Consider the following 23,425-nt stretch of genomic DNA (forward strand, 5'->3'; position numbering starts at 1 on the left):
TCCTTCGGATATCACTGGCGCTTCACTGAGCCGACAGCAGCAGGTTGCCGTATTCGTCGACGACGGCTTCGAAGCCCGGCAGCACGCAGGTCGTCGTGTCGTCCTGCGCGATGATCGCGGGGCCGTGAAAGCGATGACCGGCGAGCAGCACCGAGCGGTGGTACAGCGGCACCTTGCGCCAGGCGCCGTCCAGATACACATCGATCAGCGCCTCGACGCGCGGCGCGCCTTCGCCGAGCGCGATCTTCGGCATCTCGGGCTTCGGTGTCGGCAGGCTGATCACGAGGCGCAGCGCCACGACCTGCACGGGCGAACTCGCGTCGCTGTGGCCATACAGCCGATGATGCTCGCGGTGAAACGCGGAGCCGATCGTCGCGATGTCGCCGTTGCGAATGGCTTGCGGATCGAGCGGTGTGTCGACTTCGAACGACTGGCCGCGGTAGCGCATCTCGGCCGAGACGAGCATTTCCGCGCCTGCATCGGAGCCCGTTTCGTTGATGATCCACTCGCGCGCCTGCGCTTCGAGCGTCGCGAGGTCGCCGGCGAGTTTGTCGAGCGAAGCGGTGTCGAGCGGATAGTAGGTGGTGCGCACGAAGTCGTTCTTCGTATCGGCGATCAGGCCGCCCAGCGCGCTCAGCACGCCCGGCGTGGTCGGCACGATCAGATGGCGCATGTTCAGAGCGCGCGCAAGGAAGCCGCCGAGCATCGGGCCCGCGCCGCCGAACGGCATCAGCGAGAATGCGCGCGGATCGATGCCGAAGCGCGACACGATACGGCTCACGCCGCCGTACATGCCGGACACCGCGACGTCGATGATCGCGGCCGCCGTTCGATGCACGTCGAGGCCGAGCCGTTGCGCGAGCGGTTCGATCGCGCGGCGGCTCGCTTCGACGTCGACCTGCACCGCGTTATAGCCGAGCGACGCACGGCCCAGCACGCCGATCACCGCGAACGCGTCGGTGATGGTCGGGCGTGTGCCGCCGCGGCCATAGCAGACCGGACCCGGGTTCGAGCCGGCGCTTTCCGGACCGACCTTCAATACGCCGAAATCGTCGACCCATGCGATCGAGCCGCCGCCATCGCCGATCGACGAAACCGACACCGACGGGATATGAATCTGGAAGTCGCCGATGTACTCGCCGGTCGCGTACTGCGGTTTGCCATCGACGATCAGCGCGACGTCGGCCGTCGTGCCGCCGATGTCGAGGCTCATGCAGTCCTTGATCTTGCACATGCCGGCCAGATACGACGCGCCGATCACGCCCGCGGCGGTGCCCGACAGGATCATCTGCACGCAATTGCTCTTGCCGTGCTCGGCGCTCATCACGCCGCCATTCGACTTCGTCACTTTCAGGTCCGCGCCGACGCCGCTTTCGGCAAGTGCGGCCTGCAAGCGCGTCAGGTATTGCGACACGCGCGGCTGCACGTAGCCGCCGATCGTCGCGGTGACCGTGCGTTCGTATTCGCGGATGATCGGCCACACTTCGTGCGAACACGATACGAAAAACCCGGGCGCCGCTTTCTCGATGATCGCTTTGACCTGCTGCTCATGCGCGGGATTGCGATAAGAATGCAGCAGCGAAATCACGACGCCTTCGCAATGCGCCGCCTGCAGCGCTTCGAGCGCGGCGAGCACGCTCGCTGCGTCGATGGGCGCTTCCTCGGTGCCGTCGGGGCGCATGCGGCCATCGACGCCAAATACGCGATCGCGCGTGATGAGCGGTTCGGGGCGCCGCGACATCAGGTTGTACATGTCGGGGATCTTCAGGCGCGCGATATCCAGCACGTCCTCGAAATGGCGCGTCGTGATCAGCGCGAGGCGCAAGCCCTTGCGTTGCACGACCGAGTTCACGCCGACCGTCGTGCCGTGCGTGAAGTACACGACTTCGTGCGGATCGATGCCAAAGCGCGCTTTCAGGCCTTGCATGCCGTCGATCACTTCGCTGCCCGGCGAATCCGGCCGCGAGAACACTTTCAACGTGCGCGTGGTGCGCGTCTCGTCGTCCAGCACGGCGAAGTCCGTAAACGATCCGCCGATATCCACTCCAATTCTCAAGCCCATTGCCGTCCCTTTAGGTAAGCCTCGCAGACCATTCGCGTCTGCGTCCACCCGACGCGCAGCGCGGGTCGTCACATCATCTCGGGACTCGCCAGCCGGGTTCCATCGCTAAAGCGCGTCAACCGGTACGGCTGAATATCGATCCCGGTTGCGTCATTGGTCACGATGCGGCTAACCAGCATGCCGGCTCCCGGTCCCAACCCGAAGCCATGACCGCTGAACCCGGACGCGATCACGAGGCCGGGCGTGCTGTCCACACGCGACATCACCGGCACCAGATCGGGCGTCGTGTCGATCGCGCCGGCCCAAGCATGCGCGACACGCAATCCCGACAGCTCGGGAAATACCGTCGCGACGTTTTCCAGCGCACGGGTCGGCCACTCGGCATCGGGCACAGGATTCAGAACCCGCGTTAGCTCGAACGGCGAGATGTCGTCGTTACGCCAGTCGGCACTCCCTTCGGGGCCGCCGAAGAACGGTTGCGCGATCCGGAACTTGAGCTTCTTGTTGAGTTTGCTGCGGAACATCTTGCGAAACTTGACCGCGTGCCGCAGGTTCTGCGGCGCGATTTCCATGCGTCCGTAGCCGGGGACCGCGATCGTATAGCCGCCGTCGAGCCGCCGCCTCATCGCGAAGTTCGGGCCGGAGAAGCACCCGTCTATCACGGCCGGCGCTTCGGCCGTGCGCAGCGCGGTGCCGATCACGTTGACCGCCGGCAGATCGATGCCATGACGCCGGCAGAAGAGGGCACTCCACGCGCCGCCGGCCAGCACGACGCTGCTCGTGCCGATCAGGCCGCGCTCGGTCCATACACCGGAGACACGGCCCGCGCTGATATCGAGTCCGCGAACCGCGCAGGTCTGATGCACACGCGCGCCGAGCCGTTGCGCGCCTCTTGCAATGGCGGGCGCCGCTTTCGACGGCTCCGCGCGTCCATCGGAATGCGACCACACGCCGCCTGCCCACTTCGCCTGACCATTGGGAACGCGCGCCGCCAGCTCGCGAGCCGACAGCAACTGACTATCGAAGCCGAGCGCACGGGCCCGGCCGAGCCATGTTTCCCATTGCGCGACGTCCGCGGACTGCTCGCTTCCGTACAGGATGCCGGCTCGCCTGAAGCTAATGTCTTCGCCGAGTTCGTCGCTCAACTCGCTCCAGCGCGCGAGGCTTTGCATCGCGAGCGGCAACTCGTGCAGATCGCGGTTCTGCTGACGCACCCAACCCCAGTTGCGTCCCGATTGTTCGGCGCCAATGATGCCTTTCTCGAGCAGCACGACCGATACGCCGCGCCGCGCAAGCTCGTAAGCGGTGCTGGCGCCGATAATGCCGCCGCCGATCACCGCGACGTCACAGCGAGCGGGGAATCCGTCGCTATTCGAAACTTCGTCGATTCTTAGCATGTTCGAGCCACCATGATGGATGTGAGCGGCGATTACCGGGTGCGTGTGGCCGCAGTCAAAAGATCACGTAGATCTTGCGCAGCGTTTCGTCGATGTTCCAAAGCCCTTCGGTGTTGGCTTCGAAGAACAGCGTGTCGCCGGCGGCGAAGCGGATCGTGTCTTCTCCGTCGGGTGTGAAGGTGCCGCTGCCCTTGATGAAATGCATGACCTCCGCCTGCTTGACCGAGCGCCTGTAGGTGCCGGGCGAGCACTCGAACAGCCCGGTGTCGACCGCGTCATGACCCGGAATCACGTACTGGCGTCCCGCTACGCGTGACGGCTCGGTGCCGGGCAGGCCGGCGGTTCCCCAATCCTCGAGGGCGGTGACTTCCGCCGCTTGCCTGATCTGCTGGACTTTCATGTGGTTTGTTCCTGTTGGCGTGAGCGCAGGTCGATACGGCGTTCGATCCGGCCTAGCCGGGCCACGGTGACGCCGGCGCGCAACTGGCGCAGCGACGGCATCACGAGCATGCAGTCGTCGTACGGCGTCGCGACCGGCTGGCCATCGGACCAGGCGATCACGGTGCCGGCGTGCTCGAACGTTTCCAGCCCGGTGTAGGGCCCCGCGAAGCGGAAGTCCATGCTCTTTGCAACGACCGGTTCGGTCACGCGGACGATGCGCATTTCGTCGGGCAGCGGCCTGATCCAGCCGGACGGCAGATCCGCCGCGTCGACGATGCCCGAGAGCAACAGAAAACGCGCGGTGCTGTCGCGCGCGACCGTCACTGCGCTGGCTTCCCAATGCTGACCGCATTCGATCAGCAGCGCGTTCTTCGCGCTCGCGTCGTCGCCGAAGCCTTCGTAGTCGCGCATCCGGCGGCCTTCGGGGTGGCCTTCGTCCTGGATCACGGTGGCGGGCGCGCCGAGCCGCTCGGCCAGTTCCGCGCCTTTGCGCAGCGGGCCCGCGACGATCAGCGGCGCGCTTTTTTCATGCATCGAATGCAGATCGAGCAGCAGGTCGACCGTGTCGATCACCGGCCGCATCGCGCGCGCACGATCGAGTTCGGACGAGCGCGCTGCAACGTCGTCGAGTTTCGCGGCGGTCCATACGCGATTGAAGTCCTGATCGACGAAGCGGGCCTTGTCGGGCGTTGCCGGATCGAAGCTCGCGTAGGCGGCGACGTTCGCGAACGACAGCGTGAGCTTGCCGCGGCGCGGCCGCAGCCCGCCGCGCAACAACGCGTCGACGGTGATCGCGCCGCACACTTCGTTGCCGTGCGTGAGCGCGTTGATCATCACGTGCGGCCCGGGTTGGCCGGAGTCGAACGTGTGCACGTATGCGATGCCGGTGTTGCCGTCGGCGTGCGCCGAGATGTCCGGGAATTCGACTTCGATCGGATAGGCTTGCATGTTTACTCCAGTCCTCCCTGACACAGATACTTGATCGACAGATAGTCATCCAGTCCGTACTTCGATCCTTCGCGACCATAGCCGGATTCCTTCACGCCGCCGAACGGCGCCGCCTCCGAGGCGAGCGCGCCTTCGTTGATGCCGACGATACCCGCTTCCAGCGCGCGCGACACGCGCTCGATACGGCGCATGCTCTCGCTATAGAAATACGACGCGAGCCCGAACGGCGTGTCGTTGGCGGCCTGCACCGCTTCCTGCTCGCTGTCGAACGGGAACAGCGGCACGACAGGGCCGAAGGTTTCCTCGCCGCACAACGCCATCGACGCCGTGGCGTTGCCCAGCACCGTGGGCGCGTAGTAGTGCGGTCCCAGTTCGGTGAGCCGCCGTCCGCCGGTCAGCACGAGCGCGCCATTCGCGAGCGCGTCATCGACATGACGCGCGATCTTGTCCACGGCCCGTTCGTTGATCATCGGGCCGATCTGCGAAGCGGGATCGCTCGCGGGGCCGACCCGCAGCTCGGCCACCTTCGCGCACAGCAGCGCGGAGAAATGCTCGTAGACGCCGCGCTGCACGTACACGCGGTTCGGACACACGCAGGTCTGCCCGCCATTGCGGAACTTCGCGGCGAGCAGGCCACTGGCCGCGGCATCGAGGTCGGCGTCGTCGAATACGATGAAGGGCGCATTGCCGCCGAGTTCCAGAGAAAGCTTCTTCAGCGTGCCAGCCGATTCACGCGCGAGGTGCTTGCCGACGGGCGTCGATCCGGTGAACGTGATCTTGCGCACGCGGCTGTCGGCGAGCCATTCGCCGACCGTCTCCGCCGCGCCGGCGCGCGAGGCCGAGATCAGGTTGAGCACGCCGGCTGGCACGCCCGCCTCGTGCGCCAGCATCACCAGCGCGATGGCGGTGAGCGGCGTGTCTTCAGCGGGCTTCGCGACGACCGTGCAGCCTGCCGCGAGCGCCGGCGCGATCTTGCGCGCGATCATCGCGAGCGGAAAATTCCACGGCGTGATCGCGGCGACGATGCCGATCGGTTCCTTGATCGCACTCATGCGTTTGCCACGCTGCTGCTGTGGAATCAGATCGCCGTAGATGCGGGTGGCTTCGTCGGCGAACCACGCGACGTACGACGCGCCATAGTTGACCTCGCCGCGCCCTTCGGCGAGCGGCTTGCCCTGTTCGAGCGAAATCAGCGCGCCGAGCGCGTCGCGATTCGCGACGATCAGCGCGTGCCAGCGGTGCAGCACGGCCGCGCGCTCGCTCGCGAGCCTTGCACGCCATGCGGGCAGCGCCTTGGCGGCGGCGTCGGTGGCGGCGCGCGCGTCGCTGGGACCGCTGTCGGCCACCTCGGCGATCAGCTTGCCGGTTGCCGGATCGGTGACCGTGAAGCGGCGGCCGCTCGCGGCCGCGACCCACTCGCCGTTGATGAAGTTGTCCGTGCGGATCAGCGCGCGGGCCTGTTGTTCGAGATTCGTGCTCATCTGGGGTCTCCAGTGCGGTTGGCGTGCGACGGCGCAGCGCCCGACACGCGCCGGGCAGTCAGGCCGTTTGCGCTGTCAGTGATCGGTGCCTATCGACGGCTCGCGCTGGCGACGTGCGCCGCGATCGCCGCGCCGACTTCCGTGGTCGATGCGCTGCCGCCCAGGTCGCCCGTGCGCGGGCCGTCCTTCAGCACCTGCGTGATCGCGGCGACGATCGAGTCATGCGCATCGCGCTCGACGCCCGCGCCGTTGCCGAGAAAGTCGAGCATCATCGCGGCCGACCAGATCATCGCGACCGGATTGGCGATGCCCTTGCCGGCGATGTCGGGCGCCGAACCGTGGACCGGCTCGAACAGCGATGGAAAGCGCCGGTCGGGGTTCAGGTTGCCTGACGGCGCAATGCCGATCGTTCCGGTGCACGCCGGACCGAGGTCGGAGAGGATGTCGCCGAACAAATTCGACGCGACCACCACGTCGAAACGGTCGGGGTTCAGCACGAAGCGCGCGCACAGAATGTCGATGTGCTGCCGGTCCATTTTCACGTCGGGGTAGCGCGCGGCCATTTCATCGGCGCGCGCATCCCACCACGGCATGCTGATCGCGATACCGTTGCTCTTCGTCGCAACCGTGATCTTCTTCGCGCGGCGCTGCGCCAGCTCGAACGCGAACTTCATCACGCGCTCGGTGCCGTGGCGCGTGAAGATCGACTGCTGCATCACGACTTCGCGCTCGGTGCCCTCGAACATCGTGCCGCCCACCGACGAATACTCGCCTTCGGTGTTCTCGCGCACGATCATGAAGTCGATATCGCCGGGCTTGCGGTGGGCGAGCGGGCTGGGCACGCCGTCGAACAGGCGAGCGGGGCGCAGGTTCACGTACTGGTCGAATTCGCGGCGGAACTTCAGCAGCGACCCCCACAGCGAAATATGGTCGGGCACCTTGTCGGGCCAGCCGACCGCGCCGAACAGAATCGCATCGCAGTCCTGCAACTGCTGCTTCCAGTCCTCGGGCATCATCTGGCCATATTGCGCGTAGTAGTCGCACGACGCCCATTCGATATGGCGGTAGTCGATGCCGATGTCGAAGCGCTGGCAGGCGGCGTCCAGCACGCGCAGGCCTTCGGGCATCACTTCGGTGCCGATGCCGTCGCCGGGAATGACGGCAATGCGGTATTTGCGGGTCATACGGGTCTCTCCTTGCGTTGATCGCGCGCCGTCTGCCGGCACCGCGCGGATCGCCAATTGGGGGTGCGTTCTCGTGTCGGGCCGTGCATCGGTATCAGTAGCCGCGAGTCCGGTCGATCAGGCCGTTCATGCGCTCACCGGCGCGATGCAGACGCAGGTTTTCCAGCACCGCATCGACAGCGGATTCGGGCCGCGTCGCGCTCGCGATATGCGGCGTGATGCGCACGCGCGGCTGGGTCCACAGCGGATGGTCCGCGGGCAGCGGCTCGGGGTCGGTGACGTCGAGCACCGCGCTGTGAATCTGCCCGCTTTGCAGCGCATCGAGCAGATCGCCGCTGACGAGTTGCGCTCCGCGCCCAACGTGCACCAGCGACGCGCCTCGTGGCAGCCTGTCGAATACCCGACGGCACAGCAGCCCGCGCGTCGCGTCCGTCAGCGGCAGCAGGCAGATCAGCACGTCGGTGCGGGCCAGCATCGCATCGAGCCCGGCCTCGCCCGCGTAGCAGGCGACACCTTCGATGTCGTGCTGCGAGCGGCTCCAGCCCGCGCAGGCAAAGCCGAACAGCCGCAAACGCTCGAGTACCGCGGTGCCGAGCATGCCGAGGCCGAGCACACCGATGCGGCGCGACGCGGCGGCGCAGAGCGGCAACGGCTGCCAGGCGCGCGCCTGCTGTTGCAACGCGTAGTCGAACAGATCGCGGTGAATCGCCAGCACCGCCTCGGTCACATACTCGACCATCCCTTCGACGATGCCCGGTTCGAGCATGCGCACCACCGGCAGATGCGCTGGAATCTGCGACAGGTCCAACTGATCGACGCCCGCGCCGACCGAGAACACGACTTCGAGATTCGGCAGCGTGAGCGCGAGGTCGCCCGGCTGCCACGCGACCAGATAGCGCACGGCCGCGCGATCACCGAGGTCCGGCCAGACGCGGAACTGGATCTCGGGTGCGAGCTGCGCGAAGCGCTCGGCCCATAACGCGCCACGCACCGGATCGGCCTTGTAGAGAACCGTCATCGCCGTTTATGCCATCGCCTGATTGATGATGCCGTACGCGCGCCATGTCGGGTCGGGGGCCGCCTCGCGCGCGTCGGCCGAAGCGTTGCGCACCATCTTTTCGACCGAATCGACGCGCGTCAGGCCGAGGCTCGTCAGCCAGTCGTTGATGCCGGCGTCACCCGGCACGTCGATCCGCACGAAATCGCCGGCATGCTGCGCGAGCCAGTACGAGATCAGTGAGCGGGCGCGCAGATCGTCGGCGGAGCGTTGCGCGACGACCGGCCCGATCGAGTAGCCGCGTCCGAACGGGCGGAACAGCGAGAAACCGAGCACTTCGCCGTCGCGTTCGAGCACCACGGCTTGCGAGAATTCGAGCAGCGACGGGATCGTCGCGCTGCGCTCGAGGCCGCTCGCACGCGACGCGATTTCGATCAGGCGGGGCGTGTCCGCGGGCGTCGCCGCGCGCAGATGCTCGCCGGGCGGCGGCGCGACGGCGGCCACGCTGCCGGGCGTTCCCTGATGCTGGGTGAGTGCGCCGCAGGCGACGAAACCCAGCTTTTCGTAAAGCGGCTTGCCGGCGACCGTTGCATGCAGGAAGGTCACGCGGTTGCCGAGTTCTTCGAGCACCAGTTCCATCAGCTTGCGGCCGATGCCGCGTCCCTGTTCGTCCGGCGACACGATCACGAGGCCCAGCGTGCCCCGGTCGGCGCCGAATTTCCAGCACAGCGCGGTGCCGATCACGGTGCCGTTGTCTTCGGCGACGAAGCCGCATCCGGCGTCGTACATGAAGCGCCAGTCCTCGGCGCGGTGCGGCCAACGCACCGCAACGGAAAGGCGATGCGCGGCCGCGATGTCGTCGGAGGTGAAACGGCGGTAGCCTGGCGATTTCTTCACTATTTTGGACACTGCAAACTCCTGCTGGCGGCATGGTCAGCCTAGACTTTCGCATTCCCAGCGCCCGCTTCATAGGACGATCTTTTTGTTATTGGGACGCGCGCGTGGTCGGGCTCGATTCGCGTCGGCCAGTCACGCGCAGCGCAACCGCGCAGGTATTTTGTCGTTCACTGCGATGGTGCTATATTCAATATAATGATGGAAATTGCACGACCGTTCGGTGTGGTGAAGCGGCCAAAGCTTCTTCGCATGCCACGGCGCGTGTCCAACACAACAATCGCAACGTCATCGACAGGAAACCCATGCAGCGAACACAGATCAGCAGGAAGCGCGCGGCCGACCCGGGTCACGGCGACGTCGGCACTCGTCTGCGCGCGCTGCGCGTCGCGCAGGGGCTGTCGATCAACGAGCTGGCGATGCGCGCGGGCGTATCGGTAGGCACGGTCAGCCAGGTCGAGCGCAACAAGGCCAATCCGTCGGTGCGGATTCTCGAACGCCTGCGCCAGGCGTTGGAGGTTCCGCTCACCGCGCTGCTCGAAGAAGACGACGCGGTCTCGGACCCGGTCACCGGCGATTTCGTGCGCAAGGCGGCCGAGCGGCCGCTGTTCGAAGTCGGCACGAACGGCATGCAGAAAGAATTGTTGTCGCCGCACGGCGATCACGATTTGCAGATGATGATCATCATGCTGCCGGCCGGTTCCGGTTCGGAGGAAGTGCTGGTCGGCATCGGCGAGAAGGCGGGGCTGGTGCTGGAAGGCACTGTCGTGCTGAACGTCGGCGACCGGCGCTCCGAACTGCGCGCGGGCGACAGCTTCCAGTTCAAGAGCACGGTGCCGCACAGTGTGCGCAACGAAAGCAAGAAGACCGCGCGGTTGCTTTGGATCATGAATACGCAGCCGCCCGTCATTCATCTTTGATCCGTCCGTAGTTCGAGCCGCGTGCCGTGTGGCGCGCGGCTCTGTCCTTCCTCTGTTTCCTCCGATCGTTCCGATGCGTCGCGTCCGGTTCACCTGGACCTCGGCTGACGTGGACGCCTTTCGTTCCCTGTTGTCCTTTTCGGTTTTGCGTTGCACGAACGGGTGGCCGTGACGCATGGCCTTACTCGCCCGCCGCGGTAGCGTCGGCCTGTCGCTCGTGTGCGCCGGCGCCGCAGCGCCTTCTGCGCGGCAGGCAACCTATCGCAGCGCACAACGAACTTTTCACAAAGTTTATTTTTGACCACTAGTATTTCATTTGATGTTCATTAAAATGAACTTCATCCGATGTTCGTTCATTCGGTGGTCGCGATGGCGAACAGCAGTGCCGGGTGGTGCCGGAATCATCAGTGCGTTGACGCACGCCGCACCACACACTTGAACCTACTGATCAGGCCAGGCATGTCCACTCCGTCACTCGATTTCGATCCTTCAGCCGTTCCGTTGCCGCAGGGGCATTTCATTGGCGGTGCGTACTATTCGGCGGACGAGGCGCAGATCGCCGTTCACCGGCCCTCGGATGGCGCTCTGCTCGGCCATGTGCCGGATGCGTCGGACGCGACCGTCGATTACGCAGTGAGCAATGCGCTTGCTGCATGGAAGACGAGCGGCTGGGGCACGCGTTCTCCGCGTGAACGCGCGAAGGTGCTGAGCCGCTGGGCCGAGCTGATCGATCGCGATGCGGTGGGCCTCGCCCAACTCGAGACGGTCAGCTCGACGCGCCCGGTGGCGGAAAGCTACGCGTCCGACGTGCCGTTCACCGCCGAGGCGATCCGCTTTTTCGCGGAGCTGGCCGACAAGCTCGGTGGCGATATCGCGGCGACGCGCCGCGACAGTCTCGGCTTCATTGCATCGGAGCCGTACGGCGTGATCGGTGCGATCACGCCATGGAATTTCCCGCTGTCGATGTGTTCATGGAAGTGCGGCCCCGCGCTCGCGGCGGGCAACGCGGTCGTGATGAAGCCGTCGGAAATGACGCCTTACTCGACCCTGCGAATTGCGGAACTCGCGATCGAAGCCGGCATGCCGCCCGGCATCTTCAACGTAGTGAACGGCCGTGGCGCGACAGCGGGCGCCGCGCTGACGCGTCACCCGGGCATCTCGAAGATGAGCTTCACGGGTTCGACCCGCACGGGCGCCGCGATCATGAGCGACGCCGCGATGCACGGCACCAAGCCCGTCACGCTGGAACTCGGCGGCAAGAGCCCGCAACTGGTGTTCGAGCACGTGCGGGATCTCGAACATACGGCGCGCTGCGTCGCCCGCGGCTTTACGGCCAACGGCGGCCAGGCCTGCGTGGCCGGTACGCGGCTGATCGTGCACGAGCGCATCGCCGAGCCGCTGATCGCCGCGATTGAACGGCAACTGCAGCCGATCAAGCCTGGTCCGCTGTGGGACAGCCGCACCGCTTATTCGCCGATCATCAGTGCGCCCCAGGCGCGGCGCATCGAAGCGCTGGTCGAGCAGAGCCGCGAGGGCGGCGCGCAAGTGATCTTTGGCGGCGGCTTTTTCGAAGGCACCGGAGAAGGCTATTTCCACCGCCCCACACTGATCGCCAATGTGACTGCGGAGACACCCGCCGTGCGCGAGGAGTTGTTCGGCCCGGTGTTGACGGTACAGACATTCAAAGACGAGGAAGAGGGCATCGCGCTCGCCGCGCATCCGATCTACGGTCTCGCGGCGGGTGTCCATAGCAGCGACATCGGCCAGGCGCTGCGGGCGATGCGCCGCATCGCGGCGGGCACGATCTGGATCAACCGCTACGGCCGCAGCGGCGACATGATCATTCCGACCGGCGGCTTCGGCCAATCCGGTATCGGCAAGGATCTCGGCCGCGAGGCAATGGTGGCCAGCATGCGGCACAAGAGTGTGCTGATCGATTTCGAAACGTTGTGAACAATCGCGCTACACCGGCTTTACGCAACCAGCAACCGCATCGATTCAACCCGCAACTGAACCCCGAGCCTGCGAACAGGTTCGCCACGACGACAGGATGTTGACCATGATCGATTTCGAACCGAAGTACATCACTTTCGACTGCTATGGCACGCTGACCAACTTCCAGATGGGCCAGACCGCGCGGCAGCTTTACGGCGACAAGCTGGACAAGGCGAAGATGGACGAGTTCGTCGAATTCTTCCGTGGCTACCGCCTCGACGAAGTATTGGGCGCATGGAAACCCTACCGCGACGTGGTCGTGAACTCGGTGCGCCGCACCTGCGAACGCACCGGCGTGCCCTTCGACGAAGCGACCGCGCAGAAAATCTACGAAGCCGTGCCGACTTGGGGCCCGCACGCGGACGTGCCCGAGGGGCTGTCGCGACTGGCCAAAAAGTACAAGCTGGTGATCCTTTCGAACGCGTCGAACGACCAGATCCACAGCAACGTCGACAAGCTCGGCGCGCCGTTCCACAAGGTCTACACCGCGCAGCAGGCGCAGGCGTACAAGCCGCTGCAGAAAGCCTTCGAGTACATGTTCTCGCAACTGGACTGCAATCCCGAAGACGTGCTGCACGTGTCGTCGAGCTTCCGCTATGACCTGATGACCGCGTACGACATGGGCATCAAGCACAAGGCGTTCGTCAACCGTAATCACGAGCCGCTGAATCCGTACTACGGCGTCAACGAAGTGTCGGGGATTCCGCAACTGGCATCGCTGCTCGGTCTCTGATCCACTGCTTCGGCCCTTTGGTGACATCGCTTCCCGTGCGCCAGTGAGCGGCGCACCCAACCGACAGGAATGCATCACGATGAAGCTCGACTCCTACTGGCTCGACACCGCGCCACGGTTTACCGGAGGCGCCCAGGGTCCACTGCCGCAGCGGGTGGACGTGGCCGTGGTCGGCGGCGGCTTCACCGGACTGTCGGCAGCGTTGGAACTGGCCAAACGCGGCAAGTCGGTGATCGTGTTCGAGGCGGGCCGGCTCGCAGCGCAGGCATCGGGCCGTAACGGCGGCCATTGCAATACGGGCGTCGCGCAGGACTACGCCGCGTTGTCCGCGCGCATCGGCAGCGAGCGCGCGGCGGAGTTCTATCGCGCGTATGCGGGCGCCGTCGAGACGGTGAAATCGATCATCGCGGAAGAGAGAATCGATTGCGATCCGCGCCACTCCGGGAAGATCAAGCTCGCGGCTAAGCCGCAGCATTTCGCGTCGCTTGCGAAGTCCTGCGAGGTGTTGCGGCGCGAAGTCGATCCCGATGTCGAACTGGTGCCGCCCGAGCAGATTCACAAGGAGATCGCGTCTGACAGCTTTTTCGGCGGGCTCGTGCAGCGCAATGGCATGCAGATGCACATGGGCAAATTCGGCGTGGGTCTTGGCACGGCGGCGGCACGCCGCGGCGCGCAGATCTACGAGAACGCGCCGGTGACGGACCTGAAGCCGCTCGGCGGCAACGCGTTCGACGTGCAGTGTCCGCTCGGCACGGTCCGCGCCGGGCGCGTGCTGATCGCCACGGGCGCGTCGCAGGTCGGTCCGCTGCAATGGTTCCGGCGCCGCATCGCACCGGTCGGCAGCTTCATCGTCGCGACCGAGCCGCTCGGCAAGGACCGCCTCGATGCGTTGTTGCCGACCCGCCGCTCATATGTGACGACGCTGAACATCGGCAATTATTTTCGGGCCACGCCCGACGAGCGTTTGCTGTTCGGCGGCCGCGCGCGCTTTGCGATGTCGAACCCGCGTTCGGACGAAAAGAGCGGGCGGATTCTGCGTGACGGGCTCGCCCGATATTTCCCGCAACTGGCCGATGTGCGCATCGATTACTGCTGGGGCGGCCTCGTCGATATGACGGCCGACCGCCTGCCGCGCGCGGGGCAGCATGAAGGACTGTTTTATTCAATGGGCTACAGCGGCCACGGTGTGCAGATGTCCGTGCACATGGGTCGACTGATGGCCGACGTGATGTTCGGCGCCGCCGCGCGCAATCCGTGGCGAACGCTCGAATGGCCCGCGATTCCAGGACACTTCGGACGCGCGTGGTTTCTGCCGCTGGTCGGCGCGTATTACAGGTTGCAGGATGTACTGCATTGAACGGATCGACTGATCGCTACTGTGAGATGCCAGGGCAGCGCGCAGATTGAAAATCAATATTCCCAAAGGAAATCCCCATGTTGCGTTTCATGTTCCAGCCTGCTTCCGCCGTTCGTTTCAACACCGTGCAGCGCTTTGCCGCTGGCGCGGGCCTCGCGATGACGATGATGTTCGGCGCCGCCCACGCCGCCCACGCGGCCGAAGGGGCGACGCTGACGGCAGGCTCGCCGCCGTCGAGCGCGCCGACTACGTTCATGAACGTGAAGACCCAGAAGATCGAAGGTCTGATGCCGGACGTCGTGAAGGAGATCGGCAAGCGCGAGGGCTTTAATGTGTCGTACGACGCGGTGCCGTTCTCGGCGCTGATCCAGTCGGTGGTATCGGGCAAGATCGACATCATCGTGGCCGGCATGACGCCGACGCCGAAGCGCGCCGAAGTGGTCGATTTCTCGCAGCCGGTTACGGCGTTCGGCGAAGGCATCATCGTGAAGGAGAGCAACAAGGCCGTCTATCGCTCGGTGCAGGACATGAAGGGCATGACGGTCGGTGCGCCGACCGGCACCGACTATGGCGATCAGTTGAAGAAGCTCGGGATCTTCACCGAAGTGAAGATGTACGACAGCCCGGCCGACATGACGCGTGACGTCGCGCTTGGCCGCATCGTCGCGGGCTTCAACGACTATCCGATCCTGAAGGCCCAGGAGGCGGCGGGCGCAATGGCGGGAACGCGGGTCGAAGATGCCTATGTGCCGATGGAAAAGTTCGACATCGCGATCGCGGTGAAGAAGGGCAACAGCGCGCTGATGGCGAAGATCAACGACGCGCTGACGAAGATGAAGGCCGACGGCACGCTCGACACGATCCTGAAGAAGTGGCACCTCACCGGCTGATTCGCTTCTCGTGACAAGAGGCGGGCCCGCCACGATGCGGGACCCGCCCTGCGAAGTTCGCCGCCCAGCTGAGCGGCGGACTGAACGAATGCAAACAGCAATGGAAGGCACGACATGCGCTGGCAAGACATAGCCGACTTTGTACCGATTCTGCTGCAAGGCGCGATGATGAGCATCATCATCACGCTGGGTTGTCTGCTGTTGAGCACCGTGCTCGGCCTGACCTGGGCGCTGTTGAAGATGTCGCGCTATCCGCACGTGGTACGCGGTGTGAGCGCGATGATCAACGTCGTGCGCGGTCTGCCGATGATCGTGCTGCTGTTCTACATCTACTTCGTGCTGCCGGATATCCACATCCAGGTGTCGGCGTTGCAGGCCAGCATCATCGGGCTGGGTTTCGGTTACTCGACCTACGTCGCGGAAATCTTCCGCGCGGGTATCGAGGCGGTCGATCCAGGCCAGTACGAAGCCGCGCAGTCGATCGGCATGGGTCGCGTGAAGACGATGGTACGGGTGATCCTGCCGCAGGCGATCAAGGTCGCGCTGCCACCGTACAGCAACACGCTCGTGATGATGCTGAAGGACTCATCGCTTGCATCGACGATCACGGTCGCCGAAATGACTCGCGAAGGCCAGTTGATCGCGTCGTCGACGTTTCAGAATCTGACGGTGTACACACTCGTCGCGCTCGGCTACCTGGCGATGAGCCTGCCGCTGATGAGCATGACCCGCAATCTGGAACGACGATTCGGTCGGCACAGGGCCAGGTAAGTGGGAAGTGAGGATGCAATGATCGAAATCACGAATGTGCACAAGAGTTTTGGCTCCGTACCTGTTCTCAAGGGCATTTCCCTCAACGTGAACCAGGGCGAAGTGGTCTGCCTGATCGGTGCGTCGGGCTCGGGAAAATCAACCCTGCTGCGCTGCATTAACGCGCTGGAGTCCTACGACGAAGGCGAAATCCGCCTGCTCGGCGAGCGCGTCGAGCAGCGCGCGCGCAACATCAACCAGTTGCGCACCCAGGTCGGCATGGTGTTTCAGCGCTTCAATCTGTTTCCGCACCGCACCGCGCTCGAGAACGTGATGGAAGGGCCCGTGCACGTCAAACGCCTTGCGCGTGCGCAAGCGCAACGCGAAGCGTCCGAACTGCTCGACAAGGTCGGGCTCGGCCACAAGCTGCACGCCTATCCTCATCAGCTTTCGGGAGGGCAGCAGCAACGGGTGGCGATTGCCCGTTCGCTCGCGATGAAGCCGAAGGCGATCCTGTTCGACGAGCCGACCTCGGCGCTCGATCCCGAACTGGTCGGCGAAGTACTGGGCGTGATGCGCACCCTTGCGCGCGAAGGCATGACGATGCTGGTCGTCACGCATGAAATGGGCTTTGCGCGTGAAGTGGCAGACCGGGTGTGCTTTCTACACGCGGGACTCATCATCGAGGAGGGCACCGCGCAGCAGGTGCTGGGTTCGCCGCGCGAGGCGCGTACCCGCGAATTCCTGCGCCACGTGCTGAGCAATCGCAGCGACATTCACGTTTCGCCGGACGGCATGGCGGGAGCCGCGGCATGAACGGCAGATTCGTACGCTTGGGCGAGACGGCTCGCGCCAAAGTGGAGCTGACGATCGACGGTGACACCGTCGAAGCGCTGGCCGGCGACACGTTGCTCACCGCGATGCTGTGCTCGGTGCGGCATGTGCGGCAGTCCGAATTCGGTGCTGAAAAGCGCGCCGGCTTTTGCCTGATGGGCGCGTGCCAGGATTGCTGGGTATGGACCGCGGACGGCGAGAGGCTGCGCGCCTGCACCACCGTGGTCGAAGCAGGCATGCGCGTCGTCACGACGCAACCGGAGGGCCAATGGGCGAACCTCGCATCGTAATCGTCGGCGCCGGGCCCGCGGGTGTGCGCTGCGCGGAACTATTGCTGGCAGCCGGCGTCCGCCCGATCGTCGTCGATGAAGGCCGGCGCGATGGCGGGCAGATCTACCGGCGCCAGCCCGACGGCTTCACGCGGCCGTACGCGAAGCTGTACGGCACCGAAGCTGCGCGCGCGGAGGACCTGCATCGCAGCTTCGAGCGACTGCGCCCGCAGATCGATTACCGTCCTCAGACGCTCGCATGGAACGTCGCGCAAGGCAAGCTGCATATCGTGCATGAAGGACACGCGAGCGCGTTGGGCTACGACGCGCTGATCCTGTGCCCCGGCGCGACCGACCGGCTGATGCCGGTCAAAGGCTGGCAGTTCGCCGGGACCTACAGCCTCGGTGCCGCGCAGATCGCGCTGAAGTCGCAGGCCTGCGCGATTGGCCGCCAGGTCGTATTCATCGGGACCGGCCCACTGCTGTATCTGGTCGCGAACCAGTATGTGCAGGCGGGCGCCAAGGTAGCGGCAGTACTCGACACGTCGACGACCGGTGCGCGGCTGCGTGCGCTGCCCAAATTGCTGGCGCGCGTCGATGTATTGCGCAAGGGCCGCGCGCTCGTGGCGGCGCTGAAGCGCTCGGGCGTGCGGGTCGAAAACGGCATCGAGCCGCTCGAAATTCTCGGCACGCCGGACGACGGCGTGCTTGGCGTACGCTTTCGCGATGCGCGTGGCAAGGTTGCGCAGATCGATTGCGACGCGGTGGGTCTCGGCTATCACCTGCGCCCGGAAACTCAGCTGGCCGACCTTGCGCGCTGCGCGTTCCGTTTCGATGCGCCGACGCGGCAATGGGTGCCGCAAATCGATGAACTCGGCCGTGCTACCGAAAAGGGCGTCTATATCGCCGGTGACGGTGCGCGCGTGCTCGGCGCGGATGGCGCGGAGATCGCCGGACGGCTCGCGGCCTACGCTGCGTTGAGCGATCTCGGGCGTGCGGTGCCGGCCGCGACGCTCGCCACGTTGACGCGCGAACAGCGCAAAATGGAGCGCTTCCGGCTCGGTCTCGCTGAAGCGTTTGCGTGGCCTGCCGGGCAGGCCGCCCGGCTGTCCGACGATACGATCGTTTGCCGGTGCGAAGGCATCACCGCGGGCGAACTGCGCCGCGTGGTGCGCGACGAAGGCGCGCAGGAAGCGAACCGCGCCAAAGCGTTCAGCCGCGTCGGCATGGGGCGCTGCCAGGGACGCTACTGCGGCCATGCGGGCGCCGAGGTGATCGCGGCGGCCGCGCACGTGCCGCTCGAGCAGGTTGGCAGGCTTCGCGGGCAGGCACCCGTGAAGCCGCTGGCCATCGCAACCGTGGAGGATACCGAATGAACCGCGCACAGGCCGATGTGCTGATCGTGGGCGGCGGGTTCATGGGTGCTTCCGCCGCATTTTTTCTGAGGCAACGGGGCCGCTCGGTGATCCTGCTCGAGCGCCAGCTCGTTGGTCAGCAGGCGAGCGGTACCAACTTCGGCAACGTGCGCCGGCAAGGGCGCTTTCTGCCGCAACTGCCGCTTGCGAACCGTTCGCGCGAAATCTGGGGGCGTCTGCCCCAACTGATCCAGCACGACGCCGAGTTTTTGATGTCCGGCCATGTGCGCGTCTGTTATCGCGAAGAGCAGGCCGACCAGTTCGAAACCTATGCGAAGGAGGCCGCGCACTACGGTCTCAAGCTCGATCTGCTGCGCGGCGACGCGCTGCGCGCACGGTTTCCGTTTCTCGGTGCCGAGGTGCTGGCGGGCTCGTACTCGCAAATGGACGGGCACGCGAATCCGCGGCTCGCGGCGCCCGCGTTTGCTCGCGCGGCGGCGCGGCTCGGCGCGCAGATCGTCGAAAACTGCGATGTCGTGACAGTGGAAAAAGAGGGCGCCGAGTTTCGCGCGACGAGCGCCGACGGCCGTACCTTCCATGCCCCGGTGCTGCTGATCACCGCGGGCGCGTGGGGCAATCTGCTCTCGGAGCAGTTTGGCGAAGCGGTGCCGATCGCCGTCAACGGCCCGCAAATGGCTGTGACCGAACCCGTTCCGTATGTGATCCAGCCGGTGGTCGGCGTGTCGTCGCCGCAGATCGAGGAGGTCGTGTACTTCCGCCAGGTCGCGCGCGGCAATATCGTGATCGGCGGTTGCGCGCGTGCGCCAGCGTATCTCGACGAACGCCGCGCGAAAGTCCTGCCGCAAAGCACGTTGCTGCAGTTCAGGCAATTGCAGCGGGTCGCGCCGATGCTGCGCAGGCTGAACATCATCCGGGTATGGAGCGGCGTCGAAGGCTATATGCCCGACGACCGGCCGATCATGGGCGCGAGCGGCACGACGAGCGGCCTGTTCTATGCGTTCGGTTTTTGCGGCGCGGGGTTCCAGCTGGGGCCGGGCGTCGGCGACACGATGGCCGAACTGATCGACACGGGCGCGACCAGCACGCCGCTCGAGCCGTTCGACATCCGCCGCTTCGCGGCCAGCCGGGGTGCTTCGCCGGCGGCTCCTGTCACGTCGCGCGTTGCGTGAGCGGAGCGTCGATGCTGAGCCCGAGCCGAACCTCGTCGTCATCATCCGCGCCCGATCTCGCGTGCACGAACCGTCATGCGGCACGCGTGCCGGATCGAGTGAGCCGCGCCGTCGAGCGCGCGGTCAACTTCATCGATGCATGTTTCGCCGAGCCGATCAGCCTATCCGACCTGGCCGCCGTCGCAGAGCTGAGCATTTCGAGGTTTGCGGTGCGCTTCAGCGCGGAGATTGGCGTGTCGCCGCAGCAATACGTGAGGCTGGTGCGGGTGCGGCATGCGCAACGCCTGCTGCGGCGAGGCATGCCGCCGTCGATCGTGGCGGCCGAGGTGGGCTTCTTCGATCAGAGCCATCTATGCCGGCATTTCAAGCGCGTGCTTGGCAGAACGCCGGGGGAGTGGCTGAGCACCAACGGCTGATTGCGACGTGAAGGCTCACCGGGCCCGCGACCGCTTCATGGATGCCGTTGCGAGAACAGTGTTTCCAGCGGGTATTCGGATTTCACGAATGGCGTCTTGATGATCACGTAGCTGAAATACTTCTCGATGCCGATGTCGCGCTCCAACAGTCCTTCGATCACACTCTGATAGTGGTTGACGCTGCGCGTGACGAACTTCAGCAGATAATCGTATCCGCCGCTCGCCAGATGGCATTCGATGATCTCCTCCACGGGGCGGATCGCCGCCTCGAACTTGGCGAAGTCCTCGCGGCGATGGTCGGCAAGTGTGACCTCGGTGAACACGATCTGCACGTCGCCGAGTTTCTGCAGCTGGATGTGTGCGCCGTAGCCGACGATATAGCCGGCCTTTTCGAGCCGTTTCACGCGGATCAGACAGGGGCTCGGCGAGAGCCCCACGGCGTCAGCAAGCTCGACGTTCGTGATGCGGCCTTTTTTCTGCAGTTGCGAAAGAATACGCAGGTCGATCCGGTCCAGCTTCGTGTCGCCGCTTGTCGTCATGTATCGGTCTGCCCGTCGAAGGTTCTGCTTTTCGCTGCATGGCGCAACGCCAGAGTCAAGCGACGCGCAGGCCGATGTTATCACGCGCTCAGGCGGCTGCGCGGCTTGCGCCGCGCAACGCGGCACGCACCTCCGCATGGTCGAGCACTTCGTCGAGCGTGCGCCGCAAACGGCTGAACAGCTGGTCGAATTCCGCCTCGCCGAAGCAAAGCGCGGGCGCGAAACCGAGGATGCTGTCGCCGAACGCGCGGAACACGAGCCGGTTGCGGTAGGCCGCTTCGGCGATCCGGTCCGGCAGCTTCAGCGACGCATCGAAGCGTGCGCGCGAATCCTTGTCGGCGACGAGTTCGAGCGCGCCGAGCAGGCCCCGATGACGCGAGTCGCCGACCAACGGATGATCGAGCAGCGCGTCGAGTCCGGCGGCAAAACGCGGCGCCTGCGCAATACCGTTAGCGAGCAGACCACCCTCCTGATAGAGACGCAGCACTTCGAGGCCGATCGCGGCGCTGACCGGATGCGCGGAGTAGGTCTGGCCGTGACCGACCACCGCGGTATCGCGAGCATCGCCTGCGATGCCCTGGTAGATTTCGTCGGACATCAGCACCGCGCCCATCGGCGCATAGCCCGAGGTCAACCCCTTCGCCACCGTCATCAGATCCGGCTCGACCTGTTCCGCCTCGCATGCGAACAGCGGACCGGTACGACCGAAGCCCGTGATGACTTCGTCGGCGACGAACAGGATGTCGAGACGGCGGCACGCGTCGCGCATCGCCTTCAACCAGCCGACCGGTGGCACGATCACGCCGCCCGATCCCTGGATCGGCTCGCAGAAGAATGCGGCGACGTTCTCCGCGCCGAGTGAGGCCACCTTCGCTTCGAGCGCGGCGACCGACGCGGCGATCAGCGCTTGCGCGTTGTCGCCGTGCGGCTGACGGTATGCATAGGGCGACGCCAGGTGGTGCTGGTGCGGCAGCGGCAGATCGAAGTTGCGGTGAAACGCGGGCAGCGCGGTGAGCCCCGCGCCGACGCTCGACGATCCGTGATAACCGCGCTCGAGCGCGATCATCTGCTTTTTCGCCGGACGCCCCGTCGCGTTGAAGTAATGCGTGATGAAGCGTACCGCCGAGTCGATCGCATCGGAGCCGCCGAGCGTGAAGTAGACGTGCTGCAGCGAAGCGGGGGAGAGCGCAACCAGCTTTTCGGCCAGTTCGATGGCGGGTTCCGACGAGAAGTGAAAGTAGGTGGTCGCGTAGGGGAGCTTCGTCATCTGCCGCGTCGCCGCTTCGACGATGCTCTGCTGGCCGTAGCCGACGTTCACGCACCACAGGCCCGCGAACGCGTCGAGCAGTTCGTTGCCGTCGATGTCGCGCAGATACGCGCCGTGTCCGGATTCGAGTACGGTGGTGCCCCGCGCTTCGTGCGCGCGGTAGTTGATGACCGGGTGAATCAGATGCTTGCGGTCGGCGTCGATGAGCGATGTTCTTGACATGGTGGTATTTCCCCGCGGGTTTGCGATCAGGTGAGCGTCACCCCTTGATAGTAGCGAGAGCCGCATGCGACCCGTTCCGCCAAAAAAAGGCTCAAAGAGCGCAGGCGCAGCGTTTTCTACCCCACAGACAGCATTTTCTGCCGCGCGTGCTTAATAGCGGCGCGAACGGGAGTTCAGCCCGAGCGTTCGTGGCCGCGTCAGGTCAACGACTGCGCGATCACCGCGTACTGATGCAGCGAGCCGTCGGCGCGCCTCGGCTCGGAACGGGTTTGCGCGGATGCGATCCGCCGCATCCTGACGACCGTCTCCGTGGGTGCGAGGCCGAGGCCGGTTAGCCACGTTCGCAGGCCTTGCCCGTGCGGCACGTCGATGCGCACCAGCGCGCCTTCGTTCAGGGCGAGCCAATGACGGATCAGCGCTTTGGCATGCACGGCGTCCGGGCTCGCGCCGGCGACCACGGGGCCGATCAGGAAACCGCGTCCGAAGCGGCGGAACAACGAGAAGCCGAGGAGTTCGCCGTCGCGATCGAGCGCGATACCGTCGGCCAGATCGAGCAGCGGTGGCAGCACGTGGCTGCGGTCGAGACCGCTCGCGCGCGATGCGAGCTCGACGAGTTGCACGGCGTCGCTCGCGCCGAGCGGGCGCAGCCGCTCGTTGGCGGCCAGCGCGACGAGCGGCGGGCGGAACGCCGCGCCCTGCATCTGGTCGAGTGCGCCGCAGGGCTCGAAGCCGAGCGCCTCGCACATGGGCTGGGCAGCGTCGGTCGCATAGAGGGTGATGTCGCGCTTGCCGATCTCGTCGAGCGCGTAAGCGAGCAGCGTGCGGCCGATACCCAAGCCGCGATGCTGCGGCGCGACGAGCAGCATCCCGAGCGTCGCCTGATCCGCGCCGAACTTCCAGCAAACGACGGTGCCGACCAATGCGCCTGCCGTCTCGGCGACGAAACCGATTCCCGTATGCGCGGAGAATCCCCAGTCTTCACGGCGGTGCGGCCAGCCGATCGCGGCGGACAGGCGTTGTGCGGCGGGCAGGTCGTTGGCGGTCAGGCGTCGGTAGGTGAAAAGTGCGTGCGTGGTTGAATCGGGCACGGGGTGCTCCGTGATTTGTCGGCCGTGCCGCGACTGTTGCACGTTGCTCGCGCGTTGACTAGTACGAACTTCTCATCGTGGTGCGTGCCGCGCCCGGCGAGGTGCCGCTGCGCCCGTGCCGGGCATGCCATGCGAAATGTATGGTTCGGTCGTGCAGATTGCGTGCGGCGTGCTGAAACGGCCAATTTTGTCGGTG

General features: G+C 65.5%; 22 protein-coding genes. 11 read left to right on the forward strand and 11 right to left on the reverse strand.

Annotated elements, in window-relative coordinates; genetic code table 11:
- Positions 1–22: 22 nt before the first annotated feature.
- The 8 genes from QFZ91_RS02995 to QFZ91_RS03030 form a co-directional block, all read right to left on the reverse strand.
- Positions 23–2,062, reverse strand: a complete 2,040-nt coding sequence (locus QFZ91_RS02995) for a hydantoinase/oxoprolinase family protein (RefSeq protein WP_429566192.1) — start codon at positions 2,060–2,062, stop codon at positions 23–25.
- 68 nt (positions 2,063–2,130) lie between these two features.
- Positions 2,131–3,459 (reverse strand): NAD(P)/FAD-dependent oxidoreductase, encoded by a 1,329-nt coding sequence (locus QFZ91_RS03000; protein WP_429566193.1) that lies wholly within the window; start codon positions 3,457–3,459, stop codon positions 2,131–2,133.
- A gap of 55 nt (positions 3,460–3,514) precedes the next feature.
- The gene (locus QFZ91_RS03005; RefSeq protein WP_018435672.1) at positions 3,515–3,859 is read right to left on the reverse strand and encodes a cupin domain-containing protein; all 345 of its coding nucleotides are present in this window, start codon (positions 3,857–3,859) and stop codon (positions 3,515–3,517) included.
- Entirely contained in the window at positions 3,856–4,848 is a 993-nt protein-coding gene (locus QFZ91_RS03010; RefSeq protein WP_429566194.1) for a M14 family metallopeptidase, read from the reverse strand. The genes QFZ91_RS03005 and QFZ91_RS03010 overlap by 4 nt, the downstream gene beginning before the upstream one ends.
- A gap of 2 nt (positions 4,849–4,850) precedes the next feature.
- On the reverse strand, positions 4,851–6,329 hold the full coding sequence (locus tag QFZ91_RS03015) for an NAD-dependent succinate-semialdehyde dehydrogenase (protein WP_429566195.1): 1,479 nt from the start codon (positions 6,327–6,329) through the stop codon (positions 4,851–4,853).
- Positions 6,330–6,418: 89 nt separating this feature from the next.
- The gene (locus QFZ91_RS03020; protein WP_429566196.1) at positions 6,419–7,513 is read right to left on the reverse strand and encodes a tartrate dehydrogenase; all 1,095 of its coding nucleotides are present in this window, start codon (positions 7,511–7,513) and stop codon (positions 6,419–6,421) included.
- A gap of 94 nt (positions 7,514–7,607) precedes the next feature.
- Positions 7,608–8,531, reverse strand: coding sequence for a 2-hydroxyacid dehydrogenase (locus QFZ91_RS03025; RefSeq protein WP_429566197.1), 924 nt, complete (start codon positions 8,529–8,531; stop codon positions 7,608–7,610).
- 6 nt (positions 8,532–8,537) lie between these two features.
- Positions 8,538–9,419 carry a GNAT family N-acetyltransferase gene (locus tag QFZ91_RS03030; RefSeq protein ID WP_311733574.1) on the reverse strand — a complete coding sequence of 294 codons (882 nt, stop codon included), beginning with the start codon at positions 9,417–9,419 and terminating at the stop codon, positions 8,538–8,540.
- Positions 9,420–9,709: 290 nt separating this feature from the next.
- Between QFZ91_RS03030 and QFZ91_RS03035 the strand changes: the two genes are divergently transcribed.
- The 11 genes from QFZ91_RS03035 to QFZ91_RS03085 all read left to right on the forward strand — a co-directional run bounded on the left by QFZ91_RS03035 (position 9,710) and on the right by QFZ91_RS03085 (position 20,113).
- Positions 9,710–10,324 (forward strand): cupin domain-containing protein, encoded by a 615-nt coding sequence (locus QFZ91_RS03035; protein ID WP_429566198.1) that lies wholly within the window; start codon positions 9,710–9,712, stop codon positions 10,322–10,324.
- Between the two features lie 459 nt (positions 10,325–10,783).
- Positions 10,784–12,277, forward strand: a complete 1,494-nt coding sequence (locus tag QFZ91_RS03040; protein ID WP_429566199.1) for an aldehyde dehydrogenase family protein — start codon at positions 10,784–10,786, stop codon at positions 12,275–12,277.
- Positions 12,278–12,383: 106 nt separating this feature from the next.
- The gene (locus QFZ91_RS03045) at positions 12,384–13,052 is read left to right on the forward strand and encodes a haloacid dehalogenase type II (protein ID WP_176381843.1); all 669 of its coding nucleotides are present in this window, start codon (positions 12,384–12,386) and stop codon (positions 13,050–13,052) included.
- A gap of 79 nt (positions 13,053–13,131) precedes the next feature.
- Positions 13,132–14,409 carry an NAD(P)/FAD-dependent oxidoreductase gene (locus QFZ91_RS03050; protein ID WP_429566200.1) on the forward strand — a complete coding sequence of 426 codons (1,278 nt, stop codon included), beginning with the start codon at positions 13,132–13,134 and terminating at the stop codon, positions 14,407–14,409.
- A 77-nt stretch (positions 14,410–14,486) separates the two neighbouring features.
- Positions 14,487–15,299 (forward strand): ABC transporter substrate-binding protein, encoded by an 813-nt coding sequence (locus QFZ91_RS03055; protein ID WP_429566201.1) that lies wholly within the window; start codon positions 14,487–14,489, stop codon positions 15,297–15,299.
- A 114-nt stretch (positions 15,300–15,413) separates the two neighbouring features.
- Positions 15,414–16,070, forward strand: a complete 657-nt coding sequence (locus QFZ91_RS03060) for an amino acid ABC transporter permease (RefSeq protein WP_129958560.1) — start codon at positions 15,414–15,416, stop codon at positions 16,068–16,070.
- 18 nt (positions 16,071–16,088) lie between these two features.
- Positions 16,089–16,865, forward strand: a complete 777-nt coding sequence (locus tag QFZ91_RS03065; protein WP_429566202.1) for an amino acid ABC transporter ATP-binding protein — start codon at positions 16,089–16,091, stop codon at positions 16,863–16,865.
- Positions 16,862–17,173: a (2Fe-2S)-binding protein gene (locus QFZ91_RS03070; RefSeq protein WP_176381850.1), complete on the forward strand. Its 312-nt coding sequence runs from the start codon at positions 16,862–16,864 to the stop codon at positions 17,171–17,173. Before QFZ91_RS03065 ends, QFZ91_RS03070 begins: the two co-directional genes overlap by 4 nt.
- Positions 17,152–18,528, forward strand: coding sequence for an FAD-dependent oxidoreductase (locus QFZ91_RS03075; protein WP_429566203.1), 1,377 nt, complete (start codon positions 17,152–17,154; stop codon positions 18,526–18,528). The genes QFZ91_RS03070 and QFZ91_RS03075 overlap by 22 nt, the downstream gene beginning before the upstream one ends.
- A complete protein-coding gene (locus QFZ91_RS03080) occupies positions 18,525–19,697 on the forward strand; it encodes an NAD(P)/FAD-dependent oxidoreductase (protein ID WP_429566204.1) in 1,173 nt (390 codons plus the stop codon). The genes QFZ91_RS03075 and QFZ91_RS03080 overlap by 4 nt, the downstream gene beginning before the upstream one ends.
- Before the next feature lie 11 nt (positions 19,698–19,708).
- Complete coding sequence (locus tag QFZ91_RS03085) at positions 19,709–20,113, forward strand: helix-turn-helix domain-containing protein (protein WP_429566205.1); 405 nt, start codon at positions 19,709–19,711, stop codon at positions 20,111–20,113.
- Positions 20,114–20,148: 35 nt separating this feature from the next.
- Here QFZ91_RS03085 and QFZ91_RS03090 read toward each other — a convergent pair whose 3' ends face one another.
- The 3 genes from QFZ91_RS03090 to QFZ91_RS03100 all read right to left on the reverse strand — a co-directional run bounded on the left by QFZ91_RS03090 (position 20,149) and on the right by QFZ91_RS03100 (position 23,229).
- Complete coding sequence (locus tag QFZ91_RS03090; RefSeq protein WP_429495718.1) at positions 20,149–20,652, reverse strand: Lrp/AsnC family transcriptional regulator; 504 nt, start codon at positions 20,650–20,652, stop codon at positions 20,149–20,151.
- An 88-nt stretch (positions 20,653–20,740) separates the two neighbouring features.
- The gene (locus QFZ91_RS03095; protein ID WP_429566206.1) at positions 20,741–22,141 is read right to left on the reverse strand and encodes an aspartate aminotransferase family protein; all 1,401 of its coding nucleotides are present in this window, start codon (positions 22,139–22,141) and stop codon (positions 20,741–20,743) included.
- 197 nt (positions 22,142–22,338) lie between these two features.
- Positions 22,339–23,229 (reverse strand): GNAT family N-acetyltransferase, encoded by an 891-nt coding sequence (locus QFZ91_RS03100; RefSeq protein WP_429566207.1) that lies wholly within the window; start codon positions 23,227–23,229, stop codon positions 22,339–22,341.
- Positions 23,230–23,425: the final 196 nt, after the last annotated feature.

The sequence above is a fragment of the Paraburkholderia sp. JPY419 genome (genome assembly GCF_050435705.1).
In the GTDB taxonomy this organism is placed as follows: Bacteria; Pseudomonadota; Gammaproteobacteria; order Burkholderiales; family Burkholderiaceae; genus Paraburkholderia; species Paraburkholderia youngii.

Excerpts from the sequence above, each read along its gene's own strand:
- QFZ91_RS02995 (WP_429566192.1), bottom strand. The coding sequence starts at position 2,062 with ATGGGCTTGAGAATTGGAGTGGATATCGGCGGATCGTTTACGGACTTC.
- QFZ91_RS03000 (WP_429566193.1), bottom strand. The coding sequence starts at position 3,459 with ATGCTAAGAATCGACGAAGTTTCGAATAGCGACGGATTCCCCGCTCGC.
- QFZ91_RS03005 (WP_018435672.1), bottom strand. The coding sequence starts at position 3,859 with ATGAAAGTCCAGCAGATCAGGCAAGCGGCGGAAGTCACCGCCCTCGAG.
- QFZ91_RS03010 (WP_429566194.1), bottom strand. The coding sequence starts at position 4,848 with ATGCAAGCCTATCCGATCGAAGTCGAATTCCCGGACATCTCGGCGCAC.
- QFZ91_RS03015 (WP_429566195.1), bottom strand. The coding sequence starts at position 6,329 with ATGAGCACGAATCTCGAACAACAGGCCCGCGCGCTGATCCGCACGGAC.
- QFZ91_RS03020 (WP_429566196.1), bottom strand. The coding sequence starts at position 7,513 with ATGACCCGCAAATACCGCATTGCCGTCATTCCCGGCGACGGCATCGGC.
- QFZ91_RS03025 (WP_429566197.1), bottom strand. The coding sequence starts at position 8,531 with ATGACGGTTCTCTACAAGGCCGATCCGGTGCGTGGCGCGTTATGGGCC.
- QFZ91_RS03035 (WP_429566198.1), top strand. The coding sequence starts at position 9,710 with ATGCAGCGAACACAGATCAGCAGGAAGCGCGCGGCCGACCCGGGTCAC.
- QFZ91_RS03040 (WP_429566199.1), top strand. The coding sequence starts at position 10,784 with ATGTCCACTCCGTCACTCGATTTCGATCCTTCAGCCGTTCCGTTGCCG.
- QFZ91_RS03045 (WP_176381843.1), top strand. The coding sequence starts at position 12,384 with ATGATCGATTTCGAACCGAAGTACATCACTTTCGACTGCTATGGCACG.
- QFZ91_RS03050 (WP_429566200.1), top strand. The coding sequence starts at position 13,132 with ATGAAGCTCGACTCCTACTGGCTCGACACCGCGCCACGGTTTACCGGA.
- QFZ91_RS03055 (WP_429566201.1), top strand. The coding sequence starts at position 14,487 with ATGTTGCGTTTCATGTTCCAGCCTGCTTCCGCCGTTCGTTTCAACACC.
- QFZ91_RS03060 (WP_129958560.1), top strand. The coding sequence starts at position 15,414 with ATGCGCTGGCAAGACATAGCCGACTTTGTACCGATTCTGCTGCAAGGC.
- QFZ91_RS03065 (WP_429566202.1), top strand. The coding sequence starts at position 16,089 with ATGATCGAAATCACGAATGTGCACAAGAGTTTTGGCTCCGTACCTGTT.
- QFZ91_RS03070 (WP_176381850.1), top strand. The coding sequence starts at position 16,862 with ATGAACGGCAGATTCGTACGCTTGGGCGAGACGGCTCGCGCCAAAGTG.
- QFZ91_RS03075 (WP_429566203.1), top strand. The coding sequence starts at position 17,152 with ATGGGCGAACCTCGCATCGTAATCGTCGGCGCCGGGCCCGCGGGTGTG.
- QFZ91_RS03080 (WP_429566204.1), top strand. The coding sequence starts at position 18,525 with ATGAACCGCGCACAGGCCGATGTGCTGATCGTGGGCGGCGGGTTCATG.
- QFZ91_RS03085 (WP_429566205.1), top strand. The coding sequence starts at position 19,709 with ATGCTGAGCCCGAGCCGAACCTCGTCGTCATCATCCGCGCCCGATCTC.
- QFZ91_RS03090 (WP_429495718.1), bottom strand. The coding sequence starts at position 20,652 with ATGACGACAAGCGGCGACACGAAGCTGGACCGGATCGACCTGCGTATT.
- QFZ91_RS03095 (WP_429566206.1), bottom strand. The coding sequence starts at position 22,141 with ATGTCAAGAACATCGCTCATCGACGCCGACCGCAAGCATCTGATTCAC.